Consider the following 26,430-nt stretch of genomic DNA (forward strand, 5'->3'; position numbering starts at 1 on the left):
GGTATCAAGGCAGATGCCTCAATCGCGGTCGATATGACCAATATGGCGCTGTTGACGCGCGATCAGGGAATCGAATTCTTCCCAGAGGGCCTTCGCCTTGTCCTCGCCGCCTGCCTGACGGATGAACTCGGCTTCCCACTTCTTGCCTTCGGGGTTTTCACTCCACCCCATGGCAGCGATGCCCTGGCGCATCGGCAGGGCGACGATCGAATCCCATTCGCCGGTGGCCATATGGAGGTCGATCACACCGCTATGACCGAGTGCCTCATCGACCTTCTGGAACATTTCGATAATTTCATGGGCGCGTTCGCCCTTGCCCGGTTTCCATTTGATCAGGTTGACCCGGTACCAGTCGAGCTCTGCCAGCGAAGGCTCTTCGTGATTGTCCGCAAATGCGGGCGCTGCGGGAATTGCGAGGCCGATTGCGGCCACTGCGAGTACAAGCTTCTTCATACAGTCCACTCCCCTGTAAAGGTATGCGACCCCCGAGAAGCGACCCGGAACCCGATCCTTATCCGGGACCGGAACGCTGCGGAAAACAGGCTTTCGAAGCGATAAAGTCAATTGCCCGCAACCGGGGCAGGAGGGTTACTCCCGATGCGCCACATAGCCGGCGAGAGCATGTGCATAGGCCTGCGCACCGCGGCGGTCGCCCTCGCCTTCGAGCAGCGAGGTCACGGCAGCGGCGAGGCGCTGCTGGTTCTCGCGCGAAAGTTCGCCCAACGGCGAGACGTATATGCCGATAGTGAACAGGATCGCGCCTGTGCCCGGGAGACGCCGCAATGTCTGGCGTTCGGACCGCACGAAAAGCTTCTCGCCCGCATTTTCCGGCGTGACATGCGCGAAGGCGTGCTCGGGCGGTTCGGCAACCCATCGTTTCTCGCCCGTGGCGGCGATGAACCAGTTGCAGCGACCGTAGATCGCTCCGGCTTTCAGCTTCGACATGAAGTGGTCGACCCCGGTGGCGAGCTGTTCCTCATACCCTTGGATCGGCGCATGCAGCGCGCGCAAGGGGAGGCCCATCTTGTCGGCAGGCGTCCAGTCGGACGGCCAGGCGACAGCAGCGCCGACGAGGCGGTACTGCTCGTCGCCCTCGCGCCGGGTGAGGAGGCACATGTCCTCGTGATGCGCGGCGGCGGCTTCGGAGAGCCCGCCCGAGAGACCAAGCATGGCAGCGAGTTCTGCCCCGGGCGCGTCACCTTCGGGCGAGGTCTGGACACCCTCGGGATAAGCCGCAAACCCAGCTTGCCGCGCAGCAAGGTCTGGATCGGGTTGGAGCCAGTCGTTCTCGTCGAGCTTGGCGAGCCCCATCTTGAGCACCCCGCCGCCACGCGCCTTGGGCAGCAGCTCGTCGACGGAGAAGCCGAGCGTCACTCTACCCCGCTCTCCGGCCCGCCCTGTTCGCAGCGCAAGGCCAGACCATATTCCTCGAGCCAGTCCGCGCCGGTCGGCAGCAGGAACTGGAGGGCTTCGGGCATCAGGCCGTGCAGGCTCGTAGAGTGATGCAGGTCGCTGCGGCGGTCGGAAAAGCAGAACGGCTGCTCCGCGGCGAGCTTCGCCAGCAGACGGTACATGCCCTGCTCCGTCTCGCCGCCCTCGTCGGCCAGCGAGAGGTAAAGCGGCGGGCGGCCATCGATGCCGTTTGCGGCAGCCAGGGCCATCGCCTGCCCGTCCCACTGCAGGCTGGGCGAAATCGCCGCATAGCCGGTGAAGAGACCGGGCTCCTCCAGCCAGGTCTCGACCACGAAGTGCCCCGCCGCACTCTCTCCCACCAGCACGGCCGTGCCGTCATGACGGTAGCGCGCCTTGACCAGCGGCAGGACGGTTTGGGCGAGCCAGCTGCGAAACTCGGCGCTCTCGCCGGAGGTGGGATAGGCCTCCCTCTCGTCCGGAATACGGGTGGCGGGAAGCAATTCGCGCTGGCGGTCGACCGTCTGGATGCCGACGATGATGGCAGGCCGGCTGCGCCCCCACAGCCCGTTCCATTTCTCGATGCCGTTGCCGAGAAACAAGTCCTGACCCGTGCCGCCGTCCAGCTGGAGGATGATGGGCCAGCTCTTGTCCGCTTCGGCCTCGTAATCAGGCGGCAGGATGACGTTTACGCGGCGCTCTGCGTCGAGCGCCTCCAAGCGGTAGCTTTCACCGATGACCAGCGGCTCGGCCTCGATTTCAGTGACTGGCGCCGAAGTGGCGAGAGCGAGGGAGGCGAAGACGGTGATCACTCGGCAGGCTCCATGGCCTTGCAAGCCCGTCCAGCAGCTCTGAGGGGTTCTTCCTGCGCCAGCGCCGTCAGCCCCAGTTTCGCGAACAGCGCGGCGTCGCTGTCGTCGCCCGCATTGGGCGCGGTCAGCAGTTTGTCGCCGGTGAAGATCGAGTTCGCGCCCGCCATGAAGCACAGCGCCTGCGTGGCTTCGGACATCGACTCGCGTCCGGCGGAGAGGCGCACCATGCTCATCGGCATGCAGATGCGCGCCACTGCCACGGTACGGACGAACTCGATATCGTCGATCTTGGCGAGCGGCGTATCGGCCAGCATATCGCCCAGCACCGTGCCCTTGACCGGCACCAGTGCGTTGACCGGCACGCTTTCAGGGTGGCGTTCGAGCGTGGCAAGCGTGTGGACGAAGCCCACCCGGTCCTCACGCGTTTCGCCCATACCCACGATCCCGCCGCTGCACACATTGATGCCCGCATCTCGCACGTTCTGGAGCGTGTCGAGCCGGTTCTGGTAATTGCGCGTCGAGATCACGCGCTCGTAATATTCCGGCCCGGTGTCGACATTGTGGTTGTAGTAATCGAGGCCTGCCTCTTTCAGCATGTCCGCCTGTTTCGGCGTCAGCATGCCCAGCGTCATGCAGGTCTCCAGCCCCATGGCGCGAACGCCCTTCACGATCTCGACGATCGCGGGCATATCGCGGTCCTTGGGGTTGCGCCACGCCGCGCCCATGCAGAAGCGCTGCGAGCCGGCATCCTTCGCCTGCGCCGCGCGCTGGAGGACCGATTGCACCTCCATCAGCTTGGTCGCCTCGACGCCGCTATCGGCCTTCACCGACTGCGAGCAATAACCGCAATCTTCCGGACATCCGCCGGTCTTGATCGACAGCAGCGTGCAGAGCTGGATCTGCTCGGGCGGATGGAACTCGCGGTGGACGGTGGCGGCCTGGAAAAGCAGCTCGGTAAAGGGAAGGTCGAACAGCCCCGCGATTTCCTCGCGGGTCCAGTCGGTACGGATTTGGGTCATTTAGAAGAATTACCTTTTTGGCCGATGAGCCACCAAGCGACGGGGATGTAGGCTAGCACAAGCAAGAAAGGCAGAACGCGATTGATGAACTTCCATGTGGCGGGCGAGTAGTCACCCACGCCAGGCATGCCGAAACCGACAAACATCCAGAGCATTGCCGCTCCAAAGAGCCACACGGGCAACAAGATTAGAGCTTTAAGCCAACCCTCGTGTATCACTCCGCCGCCTCGTCCAAATCCTCACCCGCAGGCGGCATGTTGTGGCCGAGCAGACGCAGCACATCCGCCGCGCATTCGACCACATTGCTGCCCGGGCCGTAGATGCCCTGCACCCCGGCATCGCGCAGGAAGTCGTAGTCCTTCTGCGGGATCACGCCGCCGGCGATCACCTTGATGTCGCTGCGGCCCGCCTCTTTCAGCAGGGTGATGAGTTCGGGGATCAGGGTCTTGTGGCCCGCCGCAAGGCTGCTCGCGCCGATGGCGTCGACGTCGTTCTCGAGCGCCATATCGCGGGTTTCTTCGGGCGTCTGGAACAGCGGGCCGGAAACGACCTCGAAGCCCATGTCGGCAAAGGCGGATGCGATCACGTTGGCGCCGCGATCGTGGCCGTCCTGCCCCATCTTGGCGACCATCAGCTTGGGCGCGCGGCCGAGGCGACGTTCGACCGCCTTCACGCCTGCGACCACCTGCTGGTAGCGATCGTCTTCGGAATAGGCTTCCGAGTACACGCCGCGCACCGGCTTGGGCATCGTGTCGTAGCGGCCATAGGCGTCTTCCATCGCCTGGCTGATCTCACCGAGCGTCGCATCGTGGCGTGCAGCCTCTACCGCGAGTTCGAGCAGATTGCCCTCGCGCTGACCCGCACCGCGAGCAAGCGCGTCGAGCGCCGCCCTGCAGGCGAAATCGTCGCGCCCTTCGCGCACCTTCTTGAGGCGTGCGATCTGGCTCTGGCGGACTGCGTGGTTGTCGATGTCGAGCGTGTCGATATCGGCCTCTTCGGGTAGGCGGTACTTGTTGACGCCCACGATGACCGTGTCGCCCTTGTCGACGCTCGCCTGCTTGGCGGCCGCCGCTTCCTCGATCTGCGCCTTGGGTTTGCCGCTGGCGACATATTCGGTCATGCCGCCAGCCGCCTCGACCTCGTCGAGCAGCTTGCGGGCCTCGTCCAGCAGAGCGGCTGTCAGGCTCTCGATGTAATAGCTGCCGCCCAGCGGATCGGCGACATTGGTGATGCCGGTCTCTTCCTGGATCACCAGCTGAGTGTTGCGGGCGATGCGGGCGGAGAAATCGGTCGGCAGGGCGATTGCCTCGTCCAACGCATTGGTGTGGAGCGACTGCGTGCCGCCCAGCACTGCCGCCATCGCTTCGATCGTGGTGCGGATGACGTTGTTGTAGGGGTCCTGCTCCTGAAGGCTCACACCGCTCGTCTGGCAGTGCGTGCGCAGCATCTTCGACTTGGGGTTCTGCGCCCCTAGCCCTTCCATGACATCGTGCCACAGATGACGCGCGGCGCGCATCTTGGCGATCTCCATGAAGAAGTTCATGCCGATGCCCCAGAAGAAGGACAGGCGCGGCGCGAAGGCATCGATATCGAGCCCTGCTTCCATCGCGCGCTTGGCGTATTCCTTGCCGTCGGCGATGGTGAAGGCGAGTTCCTGCACGGCGGTCGCCCCGGCCTCGTGCATGTGATAGCCCGAGATCGAAATACTATTGAATTTCGGCATGTTGGCCGAGGTATATGCGATGATGTCGGAGACGATCCGCATGCTCGGTTCGGGCGGGTAGATATAGGTGTTGCGGACCATGAACTCCTTGAGGATGTCGTTCTGGATGGTCCCGGCGAGCTTGTCCTGGCTCACCCCCTGCCGCTCTGCCGCGACGATATAGAAAGCGAGCACGGGAATGACCGCACCGTTCATCGTCATCGACACGCTCATGGTGTCGAGCGGGATCTGGTCGAACAGGATTTCCATGTCGCGCACGGTGTCGATCGCGACGCCCGCCTTGCCGACATCGCCGACCACGCGCGGGTGGTCGCTGTCATAGCCGCGGTGCGTGGCGAGGTCGAAAGCGACCGAGAGGCCCTTCTGCCCCGCCGCGAGGTTGCGGCGATAGAAGGCGTTCGATTCCTCGGCGGTCGAGAAGCCCGCATACTGGCGGATGGTCCACGGACGGCCGGTGTACATCGAGGCATAGGGCCCGCGCGTGAACGGCGCGATGCCGGGAACGCCGGGGTCGATCCCTTGCGTATCCTCGCTCGTGTAGAGCGGTTTCACCTCGATACCCTCGGGCGTGTGCCAGGTGAGGTCGCGGCCCTTCACCTCCTTGTCGGCAAGGGGCTTCCAGTCGTCATATGTCGGCTTGTCGGTCATCGTAATTCCAGTGTCGCGCGGTCAATTCGACCAGTGCGCGTTGTCCTTGGGCGTTTCCATGATTTCGGTCAGCTGGCCCATCATGTCCTTCGGGTGGAGGAAGAAAATGGGCGTGCCGTGTGCGCCGATGCGCGTGGGGCCGAGGATGCGCTTGCCGAGTTCCTCGAACCACTTGCGCGCGTCCTCGATATCCTCGACCTCGTAGCAGACATGGTGCTGCCCGCCCGAGGGGTTCTTCTCGAGGAACTTGGCGATGGGGCTGTCTGGGCCGAGCGGTTCGATCAGCTCGATCTGCGTTCCGTTGGTGCCGTTTTCTCCGGGCGTGTCGACGAAGCAGACCTTCACCCCTTGCGCCTCGAGATCGAAGGGCTTGTGGAACCGCGTCGCGCCCATGACGTCACGGTAATAGCGCACCGATTCCTCGATCGAGGGCGTGGCGACGCCGATATGGTTGAGACGGCCGAGTTTCATGTCTTCTCCTTTAGCCCCTGCTGTCGGAGCAGCGACTTGGCTTAGGCGCTCTTCTTGCGGTTCAGTTTCTCAAGTGCCGATTCCGCGGCATTTTGGAATAGCTCGCAAACTTGCAACCGCTCTTCTTCCGAAAGATTCTCATCGCCATCGAAAATTTCGTCGACATCAAAATTATCGGACAGTGCATTCAACCAGAAGTGGGCCTCTGAAATCCTCACATCATCAAATTCAAACTTGGCAGTCAGCGCTTGAGCGCGGCGAAACTGGGCGACAACCGGTTTCACGGACGAACGAGTATTGGGATCTGAAGTCGTGGCTTTGTCCTTTCCGACCATGCACATTGCCAACAAGTCCTTCAGCGTCGTCCTAACCATCTCCACGCGTTTTCGAGAATCATACTCTTCTTTCAGGAAAAACAACGCGATTGCCCCAGAGACAGTGATTAACGACCCGACCATAGCACCCAAGAACCGAGCGCTATCTTCAGGCCCGAAGGACACCGGCCCCGCGGCTATAATCCCTGCGGCCAAACCTAGGCCGAAGCCGAGGTATGTAAGGGGGTTTTTGAGAACTGGTTTAATCATGGGTTACTAAAGCGGGATATTATCATGCTTCTTCCACGGGTTCTCGAGCTGCTTCGTGCGCAGCTTCCTTAGCCCCAGCGCGATCCGCCGCCGCGTCGAGTGCGGGTAGATCACCTCGTCGATATAGCCGCGCTGCGCTGCCACGAAGGGGTTGGCGAAGCGCTCTTCGTATTCCTTGGTCTTCTCGGCGATCTTGCCCGGATCGTCGCGGTCCTGGCGGAAGATGATCTCCACCGCGCCCTTTGCGCCCATCACGGCGATTTCGGCGGTGGGCCAAGCGTAGTTAAGGTCGCCGCGCAGGTGCTTGGACGCCATCACGTCATAAGCGCCGCCATAGGCCTTGCGGGTGATGACGGTGATCTTGGGCACTGTCGCCTCGGCATAGGCGAAGAGCAGCTTCGCGCCGTGCTTGATGATGCCATTGTGCTCCTGCGCCGTGCCGGGAAGGAAGCCGGGCACGTCGACGAAGGTCAGGATCGGGATTTCGAAGGCATCGCAGAAGCGCACGAAACGCGCGGCCTTCTTCGACGAATTGATGTCGAGCACGCCGGCGAGCACCATCGGCTGGTTCGCCACCACGCCCACAGTGCGCCCTTCCACCCTGCCGAAGCCGCAAATGATGTTGGCGGCATGGTTCGGCTGCACTTCAAAGAAATCGCCCTCGTCCAGCGTCTTCCTGATGACTTCATGCATGTCATAGGGCTGGTTGGCGTTGTCGGGGATCAGCGTGTCGAGGCTATCCTCCATGCGGTCCCACGGATCACTGGTCGGGCGCTCGGGCACTTCCTCGCGGTTGGACAGCGGCAGGTAATCGAAGAAATCGCGTGTCGCGAGCAGGGTTTCGATGTCGTTCTCGAAGCTGTTGTCGGCAACGCTGGTCTTGGTGGTGTGCGTCTTCGCCCCGCCCAGTTCTTCCTGCGTGACGACCTCGTTGGTCACCGTCTTCACCACGTCGGGGCCGGTGACGAACATGTAGCTGCTGTCTTCGACCATGAAGATGAAGTCGGTCATCGCGGGGCTGTACACCGCGCCGCCCGCACACGGTCCCATGATGAGGCTGATCTGCGGCACCACGCCGGATGCGAGCACATTGCGCTGGAACACCTCGGCATAGCCGCCGAGCGAGGCCACGCCCTCCTGGATGCGCGCGCCGCCGCTGTCGTTGAGGCCGATCACCGGCGCGCCGACCTTCATCGCGGTGTCCATGACCTTGCAGATCTTCTCCGCATGCCGCTTGGAAAGAGAGCCGCCGAAGACGGTGAAATCTTGGCTGAAAACATAGACGAGGCGGCCGTTGATCGTGCCGCTGCCGGTGACCACGCCGTCGCCGGGAATCTTCTGGTCCGGCATGCCGAAATCGACGCAGTCATGCTCGACATAGGTGTCGAGCTCTTCGAAGCTGCCTTCATCCAGCAGCACGTCGAGCCGCTCACGCGCGGTCAGCTTGCCCTTGGCGTGCTGCGCGGCGATGCGTTTCTCGCCCCCGCCCATCCTGGCGGCTTCGCGGCGACGTTCCATTTCGGCGATATTGGCGGACATGTTCTCTCCGTGAATACGATTGCCAGAGCGCCTAGAGCCGAGAGTGCCGCAACGTCAATCGTCGCCCGCCTCTTCTTCCTCCTCGCCGGGTCGATATTCGAGGATATCGCCGGGCTGGCAGTCGAGCTCGCGGCAGATCGCGTCGAGCGTCTTGTAGCGCACGCCCTGCACCTTGCCGGTCTTGAGCAGCGAGAGGTTGGTGTTCGAAATGCCGATGCGGTCGGCCAGCTCTTTCAAGCTGACCTTCCGCTTCGCCATCATAACATCGAGATTGGTGACGATCGCCATTAGACCACACTTTCACTGTCTTGGCGGTATTCCATGCCCGACCGGAATGCACCTGCCGTGACGAAGGCGGTCATCGCAAGCAGCATGGGGATGATCGGCGGCTCGTATTCCATCCAGATGTTCTCGACACCCTTCACGCTCCAGCTGATCGAGGAGTGGATGACGCGATCCTCCATCGGCGGGATCGCCTCGAGAATGGCGTATTGCGTCATGAAAACGATCGAAATCGACAAAACGCTAGCGGCGACCAGCAGCTTGCCGATCATCTGCAGCGAGGAGATGTTCGCTTCGGTGAAAACTTCGCCCTTGCCGATGCGGACCAGCGTCCCGCGCAGTTGCCAGAATATCCCAGCGAGTAACCCCAAACCGACAAGCTGGCCGACGAGGCGCGCAATGCGGAGCCAGGTGTGATCGTCAACACGCACCGTACCCTCCTGCAACTGCCAGACGGTCGCCCAACCGCCCAGCGGTTCCATCCGGATGTTCTCGCTCGATGCGGGATAGCTCACCATGTGGAACTTGCCCTCGGCGATCGCGCCGCCCGCACGCAGCACCGCTGCGAGCGCCGCGATGGCAACCAGCACCAGCAGCGCGTTCACAAACCGTTTCGTCCAGACACCTGTCATCTCTTCCTCCAAAGCTGATGAAAGGCTGGATGGCAGCGAGAAAAACGATTGGCAATAGCTTTTTTATGTTTTACGTAAATCTTGTATCGAAATGCGTTAAGTTCGATGGGCCGATATCAGGAACTCGACATTGCCTTCAGGTCCCGTGATCGGGCTTTCCACGATGCCTTGCACCTCGAAGCCGAGGCCCTCCACCCATTCTCGCACTTCGTCGCACACGCGCTGGTGGAGTGCGGGGTCGCTGACGACGCCCTTCTTTCCCACTTCCTCGCGCCCGACCTCGAATTGGGGCTTGATAAGTGCAACGAGGCGGCAATCGCGCTCGGCCAGTACCAGCGGGCGGTCGAGTACCTTGGCGAGGCCAATGAAGCTGGCATCGCACACCACCCAGGTGACCGGCCGGTCGATCATCTCGCGGGTCAGGATGCGGGCGCTGGTCTGCTCGAGCACCGTCACGCGCTCGTCCTGCCGCAGCTTCCACGCCAGCTGGTTGGTGCCGCTATCGACCGCAAACACGTGGCTAGCCCCGCCCTGCAGCAGCACATCGGTAAAGCCGCCGGTCGAGCTGCCAATATCCATTGCGGTCACGCCCGTGGGGTCGAGGCCGAAATGTTCGATCGCGTGGGCAAGCTTGATCCCGCCACGGCTGACCCAGGGATGATCGCGCCCGCGGACGTCCAGTGGTGCGTCCTCGGCCATCTGCTGGCCGGGCTTGGCCAGCTTCTGCTCGCCCGAAAAGACGAGGCCCGCCATGACCAGCGCCTGCGCACGGGTGCGGCTTTCCACCAGCCCGCGGTCCACCAGCATCTGATCGAGACGTTTCTTAGCCATAGGAAACAAAGCCGTTAGCGAGCATTGGGGAAGCATGAAAGCCTCGCATATCGCCCTTGCCCGCTCGATCCTCCTTTCCTGTGCCCTCTGCGTGGCTGCGTGCGTCCCTGCACCCGACTCCACGCCGGCACCCAGCCCGAGCCCGGCTGCGCAGGCACCCGCTCCGGCGCCCGCACCCTCTCCCATCCCAACGCCTGCCTCTTCATCCGCGCCCATGACCGAGCTGGCATTCGAAGACTGGATCAACGAGCCGCGCACACCGGGCGAATGGGTTTTCGATGACGAGCGTGCAGAGGCCATCGCCATCTATCGCACGGACGCGATGGTCCCGCTGTTCTTCATGCGCTGTGAAAAGGCGACCAAGACCTTCGGTTTCGCACGTCCTTCGGCAAGCCCGGGCCCGCTGGTCATGCAGATCAGAACCGAAACCATGGACCGCGCGTTCGAGACCGAACCGCTGGATGACCCGGCACTGGCGACGGTGATGCTTTCGTCGAACGATCGCCTTCTCGACGCCATGGCAGTGACCCGTGGACGATTCGCTGTGGAAACTTCAGGAATGACCACACTTTACCTGCCCCCGTGGGCAGAGGTGACCCGCGTGATCGAGGCTTGCCGCTGAGCCGATTCCCTCACCAGGTTACCGACTGGGACGGCGCTCCATTTCAGGCGTGAAAAAGGCCCGGAGTCCGCTCCGAGCCACAAACGACAATTCTGACGTGGGAAAACTTTTTTGCAAGCCTTGTTTTGCGTCCCGAAAAGACTCAAATTGTACTCAAGATCAGCGGCGAACGCGGTCTTGGGGGCCCTGATAAGCCCTCTAGCTCACAAGCGCGAAAGGAGGTGATCCGATGTCTCATGGTTCAGCAGAGAGGTCGGCAAGTTTCCGCGCGAGGTACTATCGGTAGTTCCATACCCTTAGAGACTTCGTGAGCGGCGCTTCCGCCGCTGACCATGAAAAGGGCAGCACCATCTTCGGATGGAGCTGCCCTTCTCATTTTTGGGCCTAGAAAACTTGCCCTGCGAGCCTACTCACACTAACCGCGCGGGCATGGAATTCGAGCATCTCCCCCACCCCGCCCCCACGCCTGCCGACAAGCGCGACGAGGCGCTGAAGGACCCCGGTTTCGGCAAGCTGTTCACCGACCACATGGTCGTGATCGACTACGACGAAGCAAAGGGCGGCTGGCACAAGGCGACGCTCGGCCCGCGCGAGGCGATCAGCCTCGATCCGGCAGCGGCCGTGCTTCATTACGCCCAAGAAATCTTCGAGGGGATGAAGGCCTACAAGCAGGGTGACGACACGCTCGCCCTCTTTCGCCCCGAGCAGAACGCGCGCCGCTTCAACGAAAGCGCCCGCCGCATGGCCATGCCCGACCTGCCCGAGGAACTGTTCCTCGAATCGATCCGCCAGTTGGTCGCTGCAGACCGTGACTGGGTGCCGGGAGATCCCGACGGTTCGCTCTACCTGCGCCCATTCATGTTCGCCTCGGAAGCCTTCCTCGGCGTGCGTCCGGCCAAGCAGTACAAATACATCCTGATCGCCAGCCCCGTCGGCCCCTATTTCAAGGGCGGCGCGAAGCCGGTGAAGATCTGGGTCAGCCGCAACTACACGCGCGCAGCCCCCGGCGGCACCGGCGCTGCAAAGACCGGCGGTAACTACGCCGCAAGCCTCGTCCCGCAGGCCGAAGGCATCGAGAACGGCTGCGACCAGGTGGTCTTCCTCGACGCGGTCGAGAAGAAGTGGGTCGAGGAACTGGGCGGCATGAACCTGTTCTTCGTTTTTGACGACGGCACAGTGATTACTCCGCCGCTTACCGGCACGATCCTGCCGGGCATCACCCGCAACAGCCTGATCGAGCTCCTGCGCGAAGAAGGCCTACAGGTGCGCGAGGAACCCTACAGCATCGACCAGTGGCGCGCCGATGCGACCACGGGCAAGCTGCTCGAGACGATGGCCTGCGGTACGGCAGCTGTCGTGACCCCGGTCGGCACCGTGCTCGGCCCCGATGGCGAATTCACCATCGGCAGCGGCGGCACCGGTCAGATGACCAACAAAATCCGCGAGCGGCTCGTCGGTATCCAGAAGGGCAGTGTCGAGGACACGCACGGCTGGACGATGAAGCTTTGAGTTGAGCGGCTTGGCGCGAATAACGACACGCAAGGAACGAATTCAGGTCGCGCTTTTACTCGGCACGCTCTGCATCTTTGCCTTCGTTCTACAAAATCTCGAAGGTTGGCACGCCAAAGGTCTCGATGATGCGGAATTCGAGATCATCACCGGCGAAGTCGTCTCGATCAACCTTATTCCTTCGAACACAGGGACGTCTTATCTAACAACCGTCCTGACCGACGACGGCTACAGAACACAATTGGTCACCAGCCCCAACCGGGCACGGGAATGCCCTGTTGGAGCGAAAGTCGAAGTTGCACGCCGCGGTCTTGATCATCGTTGGACCAAAAGACCTTGCGCGCCAGACTAGCTCACACCGCTCACAGAAGTATTCACCCCGCTGCACGCTCCCAGTCGCTCACGTATCGCGTCGATCAGCCAGCTGGTCGCGGGGCCCGGACGCGCATCGCGGCGCCATAATGCACTGAGCGTATAGTTTGCGCCGGGTTTCTCGGGCAGGTCGAGTTCGCACAGGCGCCCTTCCTCGATATCGCCGCTCACCATGTGGCGCGGCATATTGCCCCAGCCGATCCCTTCCTTGAGCAGCGCATGCTTTGCGCCGAGGTCCGCCAGCCGCCAGCTTTCCGGCGCAAGGACGGAGAACTCGCGCCCCTCGGTCAGCGGCGACCGGTCCGTGAGCACGAGCTGGAGGTGCTTGCGGCTCTCTCCCGGTTTCACGCCCGAGCGTGACAGCGGATGGTCTGGTGCAGCAACCGGCACCAGTTCGACGGCCCCGATCGCCTGTCTTTCGAGTTCGGCATGGTCGGCCAGCACGGGCCCGCCAATCGCGAGGTCCGCGCTGCCGTCGAGCAGGCAGGCCGCCACAGCCCCCAGCGCCTCGACCTGCAGGCGCAGGGCGACATTGGGGTAGAAGCGGCGGAAATCGCGCAGCACGCTCGCCGTCACTTCGCCGGGCAGCATCACGTCGACCACCAGCGAGACCTCGCTTTCGAGCCCCGCATGGAGCCCCTGCGTCTTGGCGAGCAAAGTATCTATCCCGTCGGCGACCGCCTTGGCCTCCGCCAGCAGGCCCTTGCCTTCCTCGGTCAGCACCGGCCTGCGCGAACCTTCGCGGGCAAACAGGGTGACGCCCAGCTGGGCCTCCATCTGCGAGATGCCGTAGCTGACTGCCGATACCGCGCGACCCATCTTGCGAGCGGCCGCACCGAAGCTGCCCTCCTCGGCTACCGCGAGGAAGATACGCAATTGGTCGAGACTGGGCTCACCCAGCTTCACTGTTCGGATTTGCTGAACATCTTGCCGCGTTTTATCGCAGTTTTCGGAACGCGGGGCAACGCCTAACTCTTGGTCCAACGAAGCAATCCTCCCGACCCTTTCAGGAGACCAAACATGATCGAACATCGTCCCTTCAACAGCCTCGGCAAGGCCAACCACGGCTGGCTCGATGCGAACCACCACTTCTCCTTTGCAGGCTATCACGACCCCTCCCGCATGAACTGGGGCGCGCTGCGCGTCTGGAACGACGACAAGATCGCCCCGAAGAGCGGCTTTCCGACCCACCCGCACCAGGACATGGAAATCATCACTTATGTCCGCACCGGCGCGATCACGCACCGCGACAGCATGGGCAATGAAGGCCGTACCGAAGCCGGCGACGTCCAGGTGATGAGCGCCGGACGCGGTGTCGCGCATTCGGAGTTCAACCTCGAGGACGAGGAGACCACGCTCTTCCAGATCTGGATCATCCCGTCCGAACGCGGCGGCGATCCCGACTGGGGTGCACGCCAGTTCCCCAAGGGCGATCGTGCGGGCCAGTTCGTCCCCCTCGCCAGCGGCGCGGCTAATGACGACGACGCCCTCAAGATCCGCACCGATGCCCGCGTGCTCGGTGCGACGGTGAAGGCCGGTGAGAGCGTGACCTACACGCCGCGCACCGCCGACCGTCACCTCTATCTGGTGCCCGCCACCGGCAGCATCCGCGTAGGCGACATCGAGGCAAAGGCCCGTGACGGCCTCGCCATCACCAAGGAAGACAGCATCACCATCACCGCACTCGAAGACAGCGAACTCGTCCTCGTCGACGCGGCCTGATCAGGAGACACAGACATGAGCACCATTCTTTACATCACCGCCAGCATCCGTGACGGCGAAAGCGTATCGCGCAGCCTCGGCGACAAGCTGGTCGAGGGCCTCAAGGCCAAGCACGGCGCAGACGTCGTCACTCGCGACCTGTCGAAGAACGATATTCCCTTCATCGATGCCGAGCGTTTCGCAGCCAATCTTGCGCCCTATGCCGAGCGCTCCGACGAACAGCACGAGCTGGCGAAGATCGCCGACGAGCTGATCGATGAACTCAAGGCCGCAGACACCATCGTTTTCAGCGTGCCGGTCTATAATTTCTCGGTTCCGGCAACAGTGAAGGCATGGGCCGACCTCGTGGCCCGCGCCGGCACCACCTTCCAGTATACCGCCAATGGCCCTGAAGGCCTGCTTACGGGCAAGAAGGTTTACATCACGGCGGCTTCCGGCGGCACCCGGCTGGGCAGCGAAATCGACTTCATGTCGCCCTGGCTGAAGTTCTTCCTCGGCTTCCTTGGCATGAACGATGTCGAAGTGGTCGCGGCTGACGGCATCATGGGTGAAGGCGGCGAAGAGAAGATCGCAGAAGCCCATCAGGAAGTCGAAAAGCTGGCCGCCTGAGGCCTCGATCCCGAAAGGACAAACTCATGAACACGACCACTCTCAACGCCGGTGCGGCCACCCCGACCTCCGCCGACACCCGCTGGCTTCCGCTGCTGGCCCGGCTGATGCTTGCAGCCATCTTCCTGCTCGCGGGCATCAACAAGATCGCCGACCCTGCCGGTACGATCGGCTATATCGAGTCGGTCGGACTGCCGGCGCCGCAGCTTGCCTATTGGGGCGCTGTGGCAGTCGAGATCCTCGGCCCACTGGCGCTCATCGCCGGTTACCGGACTCGCCTCGCAGCCATCGGGCTTGCGTTCTTCACGCTGGTCACGGCCTTCGTCTTCCACAACCAGATCGGCGACCAGACGCAGTTCGTAATGTTCTTCAAGAATATCGCCATCGCAGGCGGCCTGTTGCAGCTCGCCGCATTTGGTCCGGGCGCGATTTCGCTGGACCGCAAGTAAGACCACCTTCCGTCCCGAAGGAACTGCCGGGGAGCGATGGCTCTCCGGCAGTTTTCGTTCGGGTCAGGCCGGTTTGTGCGCCGCCAGGATCTCGCGCCGCTTCTGGATCTCGTAATATTCGGGGCGGCGCGGGTATTGGACGGTCAGAAGCAGGGTAAGCGCTACCGCAAGGCCAGCGCCCACGATGATGAAGATCGACGGCAACCCTCCCAAGGCATCGGTCTTGCCCAGCATGAAGGCTCCGAAAGAGATGCCGAAGTTGGATATCGCCATGTAGATCGTGAACTGTGTGGCCGCGACAGTCGGGTCGCACAGGCGCATCGAAATCGGCAGCAGCGCAACCGTGATCAGCATGTCCAGCGGTATCCAGAAATACACGAAGGCCATGAACACCGCCGAGTTGCTCCAGTGCTCGACCCCGAGGTACATCAAGGCGCACAGCACGATGCCCGATGCGACCCACATGATGCCGATCCGTTTCGCGCCGAACCTGTCTCCGAGCCATCCTCCCAGCGTCATGCACAGGACGCCCGCCAGCAGGCCGGCAGTCGCAGTCAGGCTGGAGATTTCCGACGTATCCCAGCCCGCGTAATTGGCCCCGATCAGCGGAGTGGCACCGGTGAAACCGCCATAGAGGACGCCGCGCCCGAACAGGCACGGTATCCACAGCAGGCTGACCAGCTTGCGCATCGAATTGAACGTTGCCTTCAGGAGCGGCCACCATGCATCGAGCTGGATGGCAAGATTGCGCTCATGCGCCTTGCCGGTCCCCCACGGCAGCGACCGTTCGCCGCTACGTTCCCTGAAGGAGGCGATGTAGATGCACAGCGCGAAGATGAGGACCGACACGATCAGAAAGGCTGCCGGCGCGCCGAAATCCTCTATCACGAACCCGCAGATGGCCGTGGCGGCAGCAATGCCGATCGCCTGACCGCCGAACATCATTCCCGATCCGCGGGCGCGCTCGTCCTCGGTCATGATGTCTACCGCTAGGCCGTCGACCGCGACGTCCTGGAAGGTGGTCGCCATGTTCACCGCGAAGCCGATACCGCCGAGGATCGCGACATCTGTGACGGTGGGATCAACCAGCGCCCCGATGACGAGGAAAGCGATCATGACGAACTGCGCGCCGAGTATCCACGCCCTGCGCCGTCCCATCGGAAGGAAGGTGTAACGGTCCATGATGAAGCCGTTCACCAGCTTGAGCGACCATGGCAGCGCCGTCAGCGCTGCAACCGAACCGACATCGGCTGCGGGCGCACCGTTCACTGCCATCCATGCCGGAATGGCAAACCAGAACAGCCCGATGGGCATGCCCTGCCCCACGTAAAGAATGAAAAGAGTGAACAGCCGCAGTCGCTGGCTGTTCTCCAGTATCATCGAATTGCCCGACGCAGCAGACGCCATCGCTACCCCCCCAAAAAAGAGTGCCGGCTGGCTCTGTGCCCTTGGCCGATCGCGTCCCTACGATCCGATTGAGGGCAAGCTGCCCTATCGCGGCCAAGGCCGCAAGGTCAGTCGGGCAGGTTTCGACGCAGGTCCTCGAGCCACAAATCCGCTACGGCATCGCTGGGCGCACGCCAGTCGCCGCGCGGTGACAGCGCGCCACCGGCGCTGACCTTCGGCCCGTTGGGGAGCGCGCTGCGCTTGAACTGGCTGAAGCCGAAGAAGCGTTTCACGAAATTTTCCAGCCACTTCGCAATCGTAGCGAGGTCGTATTCGTTCTTCGCATCTTCCGGGAAATCGATCGGCCATTGCCCCGCCTCGGCATCCTTCCACGCATGCCAGGCGAGGAAGGCGACATGGCTCGGACTCTGTCCCCAGCGGATCACGTGGTGCAGGAAAAAATCATTGAGTTCGTACGGACCGATGATCGACTGCGTGCTCTGGATCGACCCGTCTTCGCCAGCGGGTACCAGTTCGGGGCTGATTTCCGTATCGAGAATCGCAAGCAGGACTTCATCTACGCCCACGTCGAACTGGTGGGTCGTCGTGGTCCAGCGGATCAAGTACTGGATCAGCGTTTTCGGTACGCCCGCGTTGACGCCGTAATGGCTCATCTGGTCGCCTACGCCGTAGGTGCACCAGCCCAGCGCCAGTTCGGACAGATCGCCCGTCCCGATGACCCATCCGCCATGCTGTCCGGCGAGGCGGAAGAGGTAATCAGTCCTGAGGCCCGCCTGCACGTTCTCGAAGGTAACGTCATAGACCGGCTCGCCATCGGCAAAGGCATGGCCGATATTTTCCAGCATCAAGGTGGCCGTCGGCTTGATGTCGATCTCTTCGGCGGTGATGCCGAATGCCTTCATCAGCTTCCATGCGTTGGACTTGGTGCCTTCGGACGTGGCGAAGCCGGGCATGGTATAGCCACGGATATCACTGCGCGGCCTTCCCAGCCGGTCCATCGCCTTGGCCGCGACGAGCAGGGCATGGGTGGAATCCAGCCCGCCCGAGATACCGATGGTGAGGCACTTGGGCCGGGTCGCCTCGATCCGGCGCATCAGCGCATCGACCTGGATGTTGAATGCCTCGTAGCAATCCTCGTCCAGCTTCTCCTGCCGGTTGGGCACGAAGGGGAAACGGCGGATCGGGCGTTCCAGACCGATGTCTTTCGGCGCGTGACCGTGTGAGAAGGTCACGCGGCGATACCAGTCCTCGGGTCGGCCCGCCGCATCGGCCGCATCGCCCCATGTCTGCATCCGCATGCGCTCGGCAAGAATGCGCTTGGTGTCGACATCGGCGACGCAGAGCTCGGGCGCGTGGTCGAAGCGTACGCTTTCCACCAGCAGGTCTCCGAGCTCGTAGATCATGCCCTGACCGTCCCACGCGAGGTCGGTCGTGCTCTCGCCATGGCCACTGGCCGAATAGGCATAGGCACAGACCGACCGGCTCGAACTGGCGCGCGTCAGCATGTGTCGCTCGTCGGACTTGCCGATGGTGATGTTGGACGCCGAGAGGTTCAGCAGGACCGTCGCGCCCGCCAGCGCGGCGAGCGTTCCGGGCGGATTGGGCGACCAGAAATCCTCGCAGATCTCGATACCGAAGGTGAAACCGGGCAGGTCGTCGGCATCGAAAACGAGATCGGTACCGAAGGGCACGGTATCGCCGTTCACCTCGATTTCCAGCCCCACGCATTCGCGGCCATGGCTGAACCAGCGCTTTTCGTAGAACTCGCGATAGTTGGGCAGGTAGCTCTTGGGGACGACGCCCAACAGCTTGCCGCGCGCAATCGCCACAGCGCAATTGTAGATCCGGCCATTGCGCCGCAGCGGCGCGCCGATGACCAGTACCGGCGCTAGATCGCGCGATGCCTCGACGATGTCGGCGAGGTGCCGCTCCACTGTTTCCAAGAGCGCGGTCTGAAGGTGCAGATCGTCGATCGCATAGGACGACAGGCACAGCTCGGGATAGAGCAGCAGGTCCACCCCGCGCTCGTGCGCCTTGCGCGCCTGCTCGAGTATTCCTTCCGCGTTGTAGGCGATATCGGCCGTGCGAACCCTCGGCGTCGCGGTCGCCACGCGCACGAAGCCGTGCGTGTGAAGGTCGTAGAAGGGATGCGTATCGCTCTTCGCCATGCGTGAAGTGTCTTTCTTTTCCTGAAGGGCAGGCTCGATCCAGTCCGCCGGCTGGCAGATACCCAGCTCTGCGAGCTTGCGCTGGGCATCGGCGCGGGCAATGCGCCCCTTGCTCTCCCAGCCGAAGACGGTCTGCGTCTTGAACCCGTGGCGCGAGGCGAATTCCTCCGCGGAGAGCGGCGGGTCCTGCGCCAGACGCCAGGTCTTCAGTTTCTGACCTGCCAAATGCATGGCGGAGCGATTATCTCAAAAGGATAATTACCGCAAGAAAGATACTCATGCCGCCAGCAGTTCCGCGGCTGCGGGGCTTTCCTGCAACAGGCTGAGCAAGCCGCGTTCTTCGCGGGTCAGCCATTGTGTTGCGCGGGGAAGTTGGAGGCCTTCGCGCCAGTCTTCCTGACGTTCGACAAGGTCGATCACCGCAGGATGGATGTAGCTCTTGCGCGTGACAGCAGGCGTATTGCCCAATCGTTCGGCGACGCATTCGAGCAGCGCCTTCATCGGCATCCGCCCCTCACCTGTTCGCAGGCATTCGAACCCCATCACGCTGGCGTGCCAGGTGCGGAAATTCTTCGCGGTGAAGCGTTCGCCCATGCAGGCTTCGAGATATTCGTTCACGTCGCTGGAGCCGACGGCCTGCACGTCTCCGTCCTCGTCGACATATTTGAAGACGTTCTGGCCCGGCAGGTCCTGCATGTTGCGCACCATTCGGGCGAGGCTGCCATCGGTCAGCGTGACCTCGCGCATCTTCCCCGATTTGCCCTTGTAACGCAGCTTCAACGTCTTGCCCGTCACCTCGGCGTGGCGGCGGCGCAGCGTGGTGGCCCCGTAGCTATTGTTACGCTCGGCGTAGCCTTCGTTCCCGACCCGGACCGCACCGAGATCGAGCAGGCGAACGACGCTCGCCACGGCGCGCTCCCGCGTGAGCTTGCGACCGCGCAGGTCTTCTTCGACCTTCTTGCGCACGAGCGGCAGGAGCTGTCCGAAGGCGAGGCACTTGTCGAACTTCTCGCTCTCGCGCTGGCTGCGGAATTCGGGGTGGTAGCGGTATTGCTTGCGCCCCTTGGCATCCACGCCGGTCGCAAGGATGTGCCCGTTGGGAGCCGGGCAGAACCATGCGTCGACATAGGCCGGTGGCAGCGCGATCGCGTTGAGGCGCTTCTTCTCCGCACGGTCGGTAATCAGCTCGCCCGTGGCGTCGTAATAGGCCCACCCCTTTCCCGCTCCCTTGCGTGTGATACCGGGCAATTGATCGTCGACATAGATGAGCTTCGTCATGGCGAAGGGAAGAACCGTGGCGAGGCTGTATCCGTTCCCCACCTTGCGACGAACGGTTGGGCGTAATACCGACCCAGCCAACAGGAGATTAGATTTGGCCGATCCGACCTACACCCCGCCCGAAGTCTGGACCCACGACGCCGAGAACGGCGGCAAGTTTGCCAACATCAATCGTCCCACTGCCGGCGCGCGCGAAGAGAAGGAACTGCCTACGGGCGAGCATGACTTCCAGCTCTATTCGCTCGCCACGCCCAACGGGGTGAAGGCAACCGTGATGCTCGAAGAGTTGCTCGAAGCGGGCCATTCGGGTGCCGAATATGATGCCTATACGATCAATATCGGGGACGGCGTCCAGTTCACCAGCGGCTTCGTCGACGTGAACCCCAACAGCAAGATCCCTGCCCTGCTCGATCGAAGCGGCGAGACCCCTGTCCGCATTTTCGAAAGCGGCGCGATCCTGCTGCATCTCGCCGAGAAGTTCGGGGCTTTCCTACCCACGAACCACACCCGCGCCGAAGTGCTGAGCTGGCTCTTCTGGCAGATCGGCAGCGCGCCCTTCATCGGCGGCGGTTTCGGACACTTCTACGCCTACGCGCCGGAGAAGTACGAATACCCGATCAACCGCTACGCGATGGAAGTGAAGCGCCTGTTCGACGTGGCCGACCAGCGCCTCGCCAAGACCGAATATCTGGGCGGTGACGATTATACGGTCGCTGACATCGCGGCATGGCCGTGGCTGGCACCCTTCGTCGAGGGCACGATTTATGGCGAGGCGCGCAAGTTCCTCTCGATCGACGAATACGAGAATGTCGGACGCTGGGCCAAGCAGATCGCCGCGCGTCCCGCAGTGAAGCGCGGGCGGATCGTCAACAAGGCATGGGGTGACGAGGAAACGCAACTCCTCGAACGCCACTCCGCCGCCGATTTCGAAGGCAAGAGGCTCTGATCAGGCCAGTTCGCGGGCAAGGCGCTCCATGAAACGGGCGCCTTCCTCGAACTGCGAGATCGCAATCCATTCGTCGGGCTGGTGCGCCTGCTCGATCGAACCCGGTCCGCAAATCAGCGTGGGGAAGCCGGCCCGCTGGAACTGCCCTCCTTCCGCGCCATAGGCCACTTGCGAAGGCGCGGTATTCTCACCTGTCAGCTTGCGGACGAATGCCACGGCATCATCGCTTCCCTCGTGCGTCATCGCAGGTGCGCATGCGAGCTGCTGCAGCTCCACACCGGTGGCAGGAAACTTCGCCTTCATTTCCGCATCGACCTTGCGGCAGAGCTCCCTGAAGGGTTCGATAGCAGCATCCGGATCGACATCGGGTGGGCACCTTAAATCGAAAATGAAACGCGCATGCCCGGCCAAAATATTGACCGCAGTACCGCCCTGCATCTCGCCGATGGTAAGCGTCGCCTGCGGCGGATCGAAGCCATTGTCCGGATTGGCGGAAGCCTCGAGCTCACCCGCGATTTCGGCCAGTTTCGACATCAGGCGGACGGCGACCATGTTGGCCGAAATGCCGTGGTCGACGAGCGAGCTATGCGCTTCGTGACCGCGGATGTTCACTTCGAAAGCGCAAATTCCCTTGTGGCCGGTGATGATCTTCATGCTGCTCGGTTCGCCGATGACGGCAAGGCGCGGCGCGGGAATGGTTGCAGCCATCCGCTCGATCATCGCAGGCGCACCCTGGCAGCCGACTTCCTCGTCATAGCTTATGGCCAGATGAACCGGCCGCGTTCCCTTCACGAACTGCGGTACCCATGCGAGCGCCAAGGCAAGGAAGCCTTTCATGTCGCATGTGCCGCGCCCGAAGTACTTGCCTCCGGATTCCCTCACGATCCACGGATCGCTGCTCCAGTCCTGCCCTTCCACGGGCACCACGTCGCTATGCCCTGAGAGGATGACCCCGCCCTCGACCACCGGGCCGCAGGTGGCGAACAGATTGGCCTTGTCGCCGCCCTCGTTGGGCACCCTGTTCGATATGACTCCGTGTTCCCCCAGATAGGCCTCGACCCACTCGATCAGCGCGAGGTTGCTGCGCGCCGAAGTGGTGTCGAATGCCACCAGTGTTTCGAGGATCGAACGGGCTTTGGCCAAGTCTGTCATGAAAAGCGCTATCGCCCATCGAAACGCGAACTGCTACCCCTTCACATTCGCGATGGGGGCGCTATAGGAGCGCCCGCTGCTGGGGTGTAGCCAAGTGGTAAGGCAGCGGTTTTTGGTATCGCCATTCGCAGGTTCGATCCCTGCCACCCCAGCCAGCCTCCTTCATTTGCGAAATCGCCGCGTATCGCTAAGCCTGTGCGGATGAGCGAACTCGATCCGCGCAAAACCCCCGTCATTATCGGCGTCGGCCAGATCAACGACCGGCCCCAAGACCCCGGCGACGGGCTCGATCCGATCGGCTTGATGGCGGCAGCCCTGCGCAAGGCGGACGAAGATGCTGGTGGCGACTGGCTGGCGCGCTGCGATTCGCTTTCCGTCGTGGCGCAATTGGCATGGCCCCAGCTCAATCCGGTGGACGGAAAGCTCGCCGAGACGCTCGGTATCGATCCTGCCCACCGCATGCAGACCGCCATGCCCAATGGCGACAGCCCGATCCTGCTCTTGCACGAAGCTGCGAACCGCATCGCTCGTGGAGAAGCGACAATCTGCGCAATTGTCGGCGGCGAGGCGCTTCGTACCGCGGCAAAGCTCGCGGCGCTCAAACCGCGCGACGATGGCGAAAAGCCCAACGCCCTGCGTGATGCCAGCCACCGCAAGCGCAGCGGCTATGCTCCCAGTTACGGCCTCGTCGTGCCTACCGACGTCTATCCTCTCTACGAGAATGCCGGGCGCGCAGCCTTTGGCCAGTCGCTCGCCGAAGGTCAGGCAGAAAGCGGCGCCATCTGGTCTGGCATGAGCGAGGTAGCGGCGGGCAATGACAGCGCGTGGATACGCGAGGCGGTCAGCGCGGAAGAGGTCATCACGCCTTCCGCCTCGAACAGGCCGATCGCCTTCCCCTATACCAAGCTCCAGGTCGCCAATTCCTCGGTAAACCAGGGAGCAGGCTTCATCGTCACCAGCCTTGCCGAAGCGCGTGAACGCGGACAGCCCGACGAGAAACTGGTCTTCATCGGCCACGGAGCAGCCGCACATGAGGATGGCAATTTCCTCGCCCGTGACCGCTACGACTATTCGCCCAGTCTCTCAACATCGATCGAGCGGACCATGGAGCTGAACGGGGTGAGCGCCGACGACCTCGCCCATGTCGAGCTTTATTCCTGCTTCCCCTGTGTCCCGAAGATGGCGCGCCGCGTGCTCGGCTGGCCGCTCAATCGCCCCGCGACCGTCTTCGGCGGGCTGACATTCGGCGGTGGCCCGATCGGCAATTACATGAGCCACGCGGTTGCCGAGATGGTGATTCGCTTGCGCGGCACAGAAGACAAGGGCCTGCTGTTCGCCAATGGCGGCTACGCCACGCACAATCACACGATCCTCCTGTCCGGAACTCCTACCGGAGCACGCTTTCCGCAGGAATTCGACTACCAGCAAGAGGCCGACGCCAAGCGCGGGGCCGTTCCGGAACTGGACGAGGAATACGAAGGCGAGGCCGAGGTCGAAACCTATACGGTCCACTATGCGAGGGACGGATCGCCGCGCTCGGGCGTGGTGGTCGCTCGCACACCGCAAGGCACGCGCACGCTCGCGCTGGTGCGGGGCAGCGATAGCGCTTCACTTTCCTGGCTAACCGATGGCTCGACCGAGCCGGTCGGCACAGCGGGATTGATCCTCCGCGACGAAGAAGGCATGGGGCTGTGGCAGATGCCGGCACAGGACGGCAGGGACGCCAGCTAACAGTTTTACGAGGGTCTGAATGACCAACCAGGTTTGGACGCCGATCCGGCACGTGCATGTGGCCGACCAGTGGGTTGCTGCCGCCAGCCGCCAGGATTTCGTCGACGCAGCACATGCCGATGCGGACTATGCCGACGAGCATGGGCGCGTGCGCACGCGCCTGATCTTCGATTCCAACGGACAGGGCATCTCGCTCGCCCGGACCAATCCCGAATTCCGCGCAGCACTCGACCACGGCGATGTCATCCATGCCGACGGCCAGTTCATCGTCAACATGTCGCGCAAATACTGCGCCGAGCCGATCCCGGAGCGCGCACCGACCACCGACATGATCCACGACTTCGCCAAGGCATGCGAAGAAAGCGGGCGGACCTTCTACCTGCTCGGCGGACCGGAAGAGACCAATGCCGAATGCGCGCGGCTGCTCGAAGAGATGTATCCGCGCCTGAAGATCGTCGGTCGCCACCACGGTTTCTTCAGGGGCAGGGAAGACGAAATCCTCGCCGATATCGCCGAGAAGAAACCCGACTTCCTCTGGGTCGGGCTCGGCAAGCCGCTGGAGCAAAAGTTCTGCGCGCAATACAAGGATCGTCTGGATGCGGTCTGGACCATCACCTGCGGCGGCTGCTTCAACTTCATCACCGGCGACTATAGCCGGGCACCTGTGTGGATGCAGGATGCAGGGCTGGAATGGGTGCATCGCATGGTGACCCAGCCGCGGACCCTGCTGTGGCGCTATCTCACGACCACCCCCCACGCGCTCGCCATCGCGCTGCGAAATTCGGACAAGCGCGTTCGCGTCATGGAATACGAGCCCGCCTGAACCATTCGATCGGTTGCTTTTCCAGACCGGTTTGCCCAAGAGGTTCGGGCAACGAGAATTATGGGAGCAGGCAATGAGCGATTTCGAAACCATCCGGGCAGAACGCGAGGGCAATGTCCTCACCATCACACTGAACCGCCCGGAACGCCTGAATGCCTGCCCGCCCGCAATGGCGGACGAAATCTTCACCGCTATCCGCGATCTGGGCGATGCCCGCGCAGTCCTGCTGAAGGGCGAAGGTAGGGCATTCTGCTCGGGCGCGGATCTTGCGGCGAATGCGGAAATGTCGGTCAGCGGCGGCGACCGCGCCTATGCTTCGCTCAGCCAGCATTACAATCCGATGGTCCAGGCGCTCGCGTCGCTGCCCGTTCCGGTGGTGTCGGTGGTGCAAGGTCCGGCAGCCGGTGTCGGCTGCTCCATCGCGCTGGCGGCAGACTTCGTGATTGCCGGCAAGAGCGGCTATTTCCTCCAGGCCTTCGCCAATATCGGACTGGTCCCCGATGGCGGCTCCAGCTGGATGCTTCCCCGCCTGATCGGCACGGCACAGGCGACCCGCATGATGATGCTGGGCGAAAAGATCCACGCAGAAGAAGCTGAGCGTATCGGTCTCATCTACAAATGCGTCGAGGACGACGCGCTTGCCGGAGAAGCGCAGGCGCTGGTCGAGCGCCTCGCCAATGGCCCAACGGTCGCCCTCGGCCTGATGAAGCAGACACTGCGTGACGGGCTGGAGATGGATTTTGCCGCCACTCTCGCTGCTGAGGCGAAGGCCCAGCGCAAGGCGGGCAGCACGCAGGACGCCGTCGAAGGTGCCCTCGCCTTCCTCCAGAAGCGCAAGGCAGCCTTCAAGGGCGCCTGAGCATGACGGGCGTGACCGAAGCCCAAGTCGCCCAATGGCAAGAAACGATCGGGCGCGAGATCGTGGAGGAGGAAACTCTTGCGCCGCTCGCCCTCTGCCGTTTCGCAAGGGCGGTCGGAAAAGTCGACGAACGCGATCGGCCACCGCTTCCGCATTGGGCATTCTTCCTGCCCAATCCGCTGAGTGGGGACACCGGGCCTGACGGACATCCGAAAAGGGGCGGTTTCCTTCCGGACGTAACGCTACCGCGACGGATGTTCGCGGCCTCAAGCATCGAATTTCCCGGCGAGCTAGAACTTGGCGCGCCCGCGAAGCAAACGAGCCGCGTTGCCGAGCTTACGCACAAGAGTGGACGGACGGGCGACCTGGTTTTCGCAAAGGTCGAAAAGCGGATCGAGCAGGACGGTGAACTGCGCGTGCGCGAGGTCCAGACCTATGTCTACCGCGACGAAGGCGATCCGGTACCCCTGCCGCAGCCCGCTGCCCAAGTACCCGAAGGCGAGGCATGGCACCCGGACGAGGTCTCGCTGTTCCGCTTTTCCGCCGCGACCTACAACGGCCACCGCATCCATTACGACTATCCCTATACGACGGGTGTCGAAGGCTATCCGGCGCTGATAATCCACGGCCCCTTCACTGCCGCCAAGCTCGCGGACCTCGCCATGCGCAAGGGCGAACTGGCCAGCTTCAGCTTCCGGGCTACGGCACCGCTATTTCTGGGCGAACCTGTCTACTTGAGGCAATCGGCCGATGACAGTGTCGAGGCAGTGCGCTGCGATGGCGTGACAGCGATGCAGGCTAACGTCTCCTACCGCTGAAGCGCGTTTCCGAA

27 protein-coding genes and 1 tRNA gene are annotated in these 26,430 nt (G+C 62.8%); 12 read left to right on the forward strand and 16 right to left on the reverse strand.

The window, feature by feature from the left end; all coding sequences use genetic code 11:
• Positions 1-18 precede the first annotated feature (18 nt).
• From K3165_RS03165 to K3165_RS03215, 11 genes are all read right to left on the reverse strand, one after another.
• On the reverse strand, positions 19-453 hold the full coding sequence (locus K3165_RS03165) for a hypothetical protein (protein ID WP_221547378.1): 435 nt from the start codon (positions 451-453) through the stop codon (positions 19-21).
• 135 nt (positions 454-588) lie between these two features.
• Positions 589-1,374 carry a heme-dependent oxidative N-demethylase family protein gene (locus K3165_RS03170; RefSeq protein ID WP_221547379.1) on the reverse strand — a complete coding sequence of 262 codons (786 nt, stop codon included), beginning with the start codon at positions 1,372-1,374 and terminating at the stop codon, positions 589-591.
• Positions 1,371-2,222: an alpha/beta hydrolase gene (locus tag K3165_RS03175; protein WP_221547380.1), complete on the reverse strand. Its 852-nt coding sequence runs from the start codon at positions 2,220-2,222 to the stop codon at positions 1,371-1,373. Before K3165_RS03175 ends, K3165_RS03170 begins: the two co-directional genes overlap by 4 nt.
• Positions 2,219-3,241: a biotin synthase BioB gene (gene bioB, locus K3165_RS03180; RefSeq protein ID WP_221547381.1), complete on the reverse strand. Its 1,023-nt coding sequence runs from the start codon at positions 3,239-3,241 to the stop codon at positions 2,219-2,221. Before bioB ends, K3165_RS03175 begins: the two co-directional genes overlap by 4 nt.
• Positions 3,242-3,455: 214 nt before the next feature.
• Positions 3,456-5,612: a methylmalonyl-CoA mutase gene (gene scpA / locus K3165_RS03185; RefSeq protein ID WP_221547382.1), complete on the reverse strand. Its 2,157-nt coding sequence runs from the start codon at positions 5,610-5,612 to the stop codon at positions 3,456-3,458.
• A gap of 21 nt (positions 5,613-5,633) precedes the next feature.
• Positions 5,634-6,083, reverse strand: coding sequence for a methylmalonyl-CoA epimerase (gene mce / locus K3165_RS03190; protein ID WP_221547383.1), 450 nt, complete (start codon positions 6,081-6,083; stop codon positions 5,634-5,636).
• Positions 6,084-6,124: 41 nt separating this feature from the next.
• Complete coding sequence (locus K3165_RS03195; RefSeq protein ID WP_221547384.1) at positions 6,125-6,667, reverse strand: hypothetical protein; 543 nt, start codon at positions 6,665-6,667, stop codon at positions 6,125-6,127.
• A gap of 6 nt (positions 6,668-6,673) precedes the next feature.
• Positions 6,674-8,206, reverse strand: a complete 1,533-nt coding sequence (locus K3165_RS03200; RefSeq protein ID WP_221547385.1) for an acyl-CoA carboxylase subunit beta — start codon at positions 8,204-8,206, stop codon at positions 6,674-6,676.
• 54 nt (positions 8,207-8,260) lie between these two features.
• Entirely contained in the window at positions 8,261-8,494 is a 234-nt protein-coding gene (locus tag K3165_RS03205) for a helix-turn-helix domain-containing protein (protein ID WP_221547386.1), read from the reverse strand.
• Positions 8,494-9,120, reverse strand: coding sequence for a DUF2975 domain-containing protein (locus K3165_RS03210; protein ID WP_221547387.1), 627 nt, complete (start codon positions 9,118-9,120; stop codon positions 8,494-8,496). The genes K3165_RS03205 and K3165_RS03210 overlap by 1 nt, the downstream gene beginning before the upstream one ends.
• A gap of 96 nt (positions 9,121-9,216) precedes the next feature.
• Positions 9,217-9,951 carry a TlyA family RNA methyltransferase gene (locus K3165_RS03215; RefSeq protein ID WP_221547388.1) on the reverse strand — a complete coding sequence of 245 codons (735 nt, stop codon included), beginning with the start codon at positions 9,949-9,951 and terminating at the stop codon, positions 9,217-9,219.
• Between the two features lie 214 nt (positions 9,952-10,165).
• Here K3165_RS03215 and K3165_RS03220 point away from each other — a divergent pair, with 214 nt between their 5' ends.
• From K3165_RS03220 to K3165_RS03230, 3 genes are all read left to right on the forward strand, one after another.
• Positions 10,166-10,573, forward strand: a complete 408-nt coding sequence (locus K3165_RS03220) for a hypothetical protein (protein ID WP_221547389.1) — start codon at positions 10,166-10,168, stop codon at positions 10,571-10,573.
• A 429-nt stretch (positions 10,574-11,002) separates the two neighbouring features.
• Positions 11,003-12,082 carry a branched-chain amino acid aminotransferase gene (locus K3165_RS03225; RefSeq protein WP_221547390.1) on the forward strand — a complete coding sequence of 360 codons (1,080 nt, stop codon included), beginning with the start codon at positions 11,003-11,005 and terminating at the stop codon, positions 12,080-12,082.
• Between the two features lie 10 nt (positions 12,083-12,092).
• On the forward strand, positions 12,093-12,434 hold the full coding sequence (locus tag K3165_RS03230; protein WP_221547391.1) for a hypothetical protein: 342 nt from the start codon (positions 12,093-12,095) through the stop codon (positions 12,432-12,434).
• Here K3165_RS03230 and K3165_RS03235 read toward each other — a convergent pair.
• Positions 12,431-13,360, reverse strand: a complete 930-nt coding sequence (locus K3165_RS03235; RefSeq protein ID WP_221547392.1) for a LysR family transcriptional regulator — start codon at positions 13,358-13,360, stop codon at positions 12,431-12,433. The genes K3165_RS03230 and K3165_RS03235 overlap by 4 nt on opposite strands.
• A 114-nt stretch (positions 13,361-13,474) precedes the next feature.
• On the opposite strand from K3165_RS03235, the gene K3165_RS03240 reads away from it, so the two are divergent.
• The 3 genes from K3165_RS03240 to K3165_RS03250 are packed head-to-tail and all read left to right on the forward strand — an operon-like array spanning position 13,475 to position 15,234.
• Complete coding sequence (locus K3165_RS03240; RefSeq protein WP_221547393.1) at positions 13,475-14,176, forward strand: pirin family protein; 702 nt, start codon at positions 13,475-13,477, stop codon at positions 14,174-14,176.
• A 15-nt stretch (positions 14,177-14,191) separates the two neighbouring features.
• Positions 14,192-14,785, forward strand: a complete 594-nt coding sequence (locus K3165_RS03245) for an FMN-dependent NADH-azoreductase (protein WP_221547394.1) — start codon at positions 14,192-14,194, stop codon at positions 14,783-14,785.
• A gap of 26 nt (positions 14,786-14,811) precedes the next feature.
• Positions 14,812-15,234, forward strand: coding sequence for a DoxX family protein (locus K3165_RS03250; protein ID WP_221547395.1), 423 nt, complete (start codon positions 14,812-14,814; stop codon positions 15,232-15,234).
• A gap of 63 nt (positions 15,235-15,297) precedes the next feature.
• Here K3165_RS03250 and K3165_RS03255 read toward each other — a convergent pair whose 3' ends face one another.
• From K3165_RS03255 to K3165_RS03265, 3 genes are all read right to left on the reverse strand, one after another.
• Positions 15,298-16,641: an MFS transporter gene (locus tag K3165_RS03255; RefSeq protein ID WP_221547396.1), complete on the reverse strand. Its 1,344-nt coding sequence runs from the start codon at positions 16,639-16,641 to the stop codon at positions 15,298-15,300.
• A gap of 107 nt (positions 16,642-16,748) precedes the next feature.
• Complete coding sequence (locus K3165_RS03260) at positions 16,749-18,809, reverse strand: NAD(+) synthase (RefSeq protein WP_221548307.1); 2,061 nt, start codon at positions 18,807-18,809, stop codon at positions 16,749-16,751.
• Between the two features lie 276 nt (positions 18,810-19,085).
• Positions 19,086-20,087: a DNA topoisomerase IB gene (locus K3165_RS03265; protein WP_221547397.1), complete on the reverse strand. Its 1,002-nt coding sequence runs from the start codon at positions 20,085-20,087 to the stop codon at positions 19,086-19,088.
• Between the two features lie 94 nt (positions 20,088-20,181).
• Between K3165_RS03265 and yghU the strand changes: the two genes are divergently transcribed.
• A complete protein-coding gene (yghU, locus tag K3165_RS03270) occupies positions 20,182-21,033 on the forward strand; it encodes a glutathione-dependent disulfide-bond oxidoreductase (protein WP_221547398.1) in 852 nt (283 codons plus the stop codon).
• Here yghU and argE read toward each other — a convergent pair whose 3' ends face one another.
• On the reverse strand, positions 21,034-22,185 hold the full coding sequence (argE, locus tag K3165_RS03275; RefSeq protein ID WP_221547399.1) for an acetylornithine deacetylase: 1,152 nt from the start codon (positions 22,183-22,185) through the stop codon (positions 21,034-21,036).
• Between the two features lie 80 nt (positions 22,186-22,265).
• Here argE and K3165_RS03280 point away from each other — a divergent pair.
• The 5 genes from K3165_RS03280 to K3165_RS03300 all read left to right on the forward strand — a co-directional run bounded on the left by K3165_RS03280 (position 22,266) and on the right by K3165_RS03300 (position 26,416).
• A tRNA-Gln gene (locus K3165_RS03280) sits at positions 22,266-22,340 on the forward strand.
• A gap of 46 nt (positions 22,341-22,386) precedes the next feature.
• A complete protein-coding gene (locus K3165_RS03285; RefSeq protein WP_221547400.1) occupies positions 22,387-23,916 on the forward strand; it encodes an acetyl-CoA acetyltransferase in 1,530 nt (509 codons plus the stop codon).
• Between the two features lie 19 nt (positions 23,917-23,935).
• Positions 23,936-24,739, forward strand: coding sequence for a WecB/TagA/CpsF family glycosyltransferase (locus K3165_RS03290; RefSeq protein WP_221547401.1), 804 nt, complete (start codon positions 23,936-23,938; stop codon positions 24,737-24,739).
• Positions 24,740-24,812: 73 nt separating this feature from the next.
• On the forward strand, positions 24,813-25,598 hold the full coding sequence (locus tag K3165_RS03295) for an enoyl-CoA hydratase-related protein (RefSeq protein WP_221547402.1): 786 nt from the start codon (positions 24,813-24,815) through the stop codon (positions 25,596-25,598).
• A 2-nt stretch (positions 25,599-25,600) separates the two neighbouring features.
• Entirely contained in the window at positions 25,601-26,416 is an 816-nt protein-coding gene (locus K3165_RS03300) for an HTD2 family dehydratase (protein WP_221547403.1), read from the forward strand.
• The last annotated feature ends 14 nt before the right edge of the window (positions 26,417-26,430 follow it).

This window comes from Qipengyuania xiamenensis, assembly GCF_019711495.1.
Classification (GTDB): Bacteria; Pseudomonadota; Alphaproteobacteria; order Sphingomonadales; family Sphingomonadaceae; genus Qipengyuania; species Qipengyuania xiamenensis.

Coding starts and splice junctions, on each gene's coding strand:
- K3165_RS03165 (WP_221547378.1), bottom strand. CDS start 453: ATGAAGAAGCTTGTACTCGCAGTGGCCGCAATCGGCCTCGCAATTCCC.
- bioB (WP_221547381.1), bottom strand. CDS start 3,241: ATGACCCAAATCCGTACCGACTGGACCCGCGAGGAAATCGCGGGGCTG.
- scpA (WP_221547382.1), bottom strand. CDS start 5,612: ATGACCGACAAGCCGACATATGACGACTGGAAGCCCCTTGCCGACAAG.
- mce (WP_221547383.1), bottom strand. CDS start 6,083: ATGAAACTCGGCCGTCTCAACCATATCGGCGTCGCCACGCCCTCGATC.
- K3165_RS03195 (WP_221547384.1), bottom strand. CDS start 6,667: ATGATTAAACCAGTTCTCAAAAACCCCCTTACATACCTCGGCTTCGGC.
- K3165_RS03200 (WP_221547385.1), bottom strand. CDS start 8,206: ATGTCCGCCAATATCGCCGAAATGGAACGTCGCCGCGAAGCCGCCAGG.
- K3165_RS03205 (WP_221547386.1), bottom strand. CDS start 8,494: ATGGCGATCGTCACCAATCTCGATGTTATGATGGCGAAGCGGAAGGTC.
- K3165_RS03210 (WP_221547387.1), bottom strand. CDS start 9,120: ATGACAGGTGTCTGGACGAAACGGTTTGTGAACGCGCTGCTGGTGCTG.
- K3165_RS03215 (WP_221547388.1), bottom strand. CDS start 9,951: ATGGCTAAGAAACGTCTCGATCAGATGCTGGTGGACCGCGGGCTGGTG.
- K3165_RS03220 (WP_221547389.1), top strand. CDS start 10,166: ATGACCGAGCTGGCATTCGAAGACTGGATCAACGAGCCGCGCACACCG.
- K3165_RS03225 (WP_221547390.1), top strand. CDS start 11,003: ATGGAATTCGAGCATCTCCCCCACCCCGCCCCCACGCCTGCCGACAAG.
- K3165_RS03240 (WP_221547393.1), top strand. CDS start 13,475: ATGATCGAACATCGTCCCTTCAACAGCCTCGGCAAGGCCAACCACGGC.
- K3165_RS03245 (WP_221547394.1), top strand. CDS start 14,192: ATGAGCACCATTCTTTACATCACCGCCAGCATCCGTGACGGCGAAAGC.
- K3165_RS03250 (WP_221547395.1), top strand. CDS start 14,812: ATGAACACGACCACTCTCAACGCCGGTGCGGCCACCCCGACCTCCGCC.
- K3165_RS03255 (WP_221547396.1), bottom strand. CDS start 16,641: ATGGCGTCTGCTGCGTCGGGCAATTCGATGATACTGGAGAACAGCCAG.
- K3165_RS03260 (WP_221548307.1), bottom strand. CDS start 18,809: ATGGCGAAGAGCGATACGCATCCCTTCTACGACCTTCACACGCACGGC.
- K3165_RS03265 (WP_221547397.1), bottom strand. CDS start 20,087: ATGACGAAGCTCATCTATGTCGACGATCAATTGCCCGGTATCACACGC.
- argE (WP_221547399.1), bottom strand. CDS start 22,185: ATGACAGACTTGGCCAAAGCCCGTTCGATCCTCGAAACACTGGTGGCA.
- K3165_RS03285 (WP_221547400.1), top strand. CDS start 22,387: ATGAGCGAACTCGATCCGCGCAAAACCCCCGTCATTATCGGCGTCGGC.
- K3165_RS03290 (WP_221547401.1), top strand. CDS start 23,936: ATGACCAACCAGGTTTGGACGCCGATCCGGCACGTGCATGTGGCCGAC.
- K3165_RS03295 (WP_221547402.1), top strand. CDS start 24,813: ATGAGCGATTTCGAAACCATCCGGGCAGAACGCGAGGGCAATGTCCTC.
- K3165_RS03300 (WP_221547403.1), top strand. CDS start 25,601: ATGACGGGCGTGACCGAAGCCCAAGTCGCCCAATGGCAAGAAACGATC.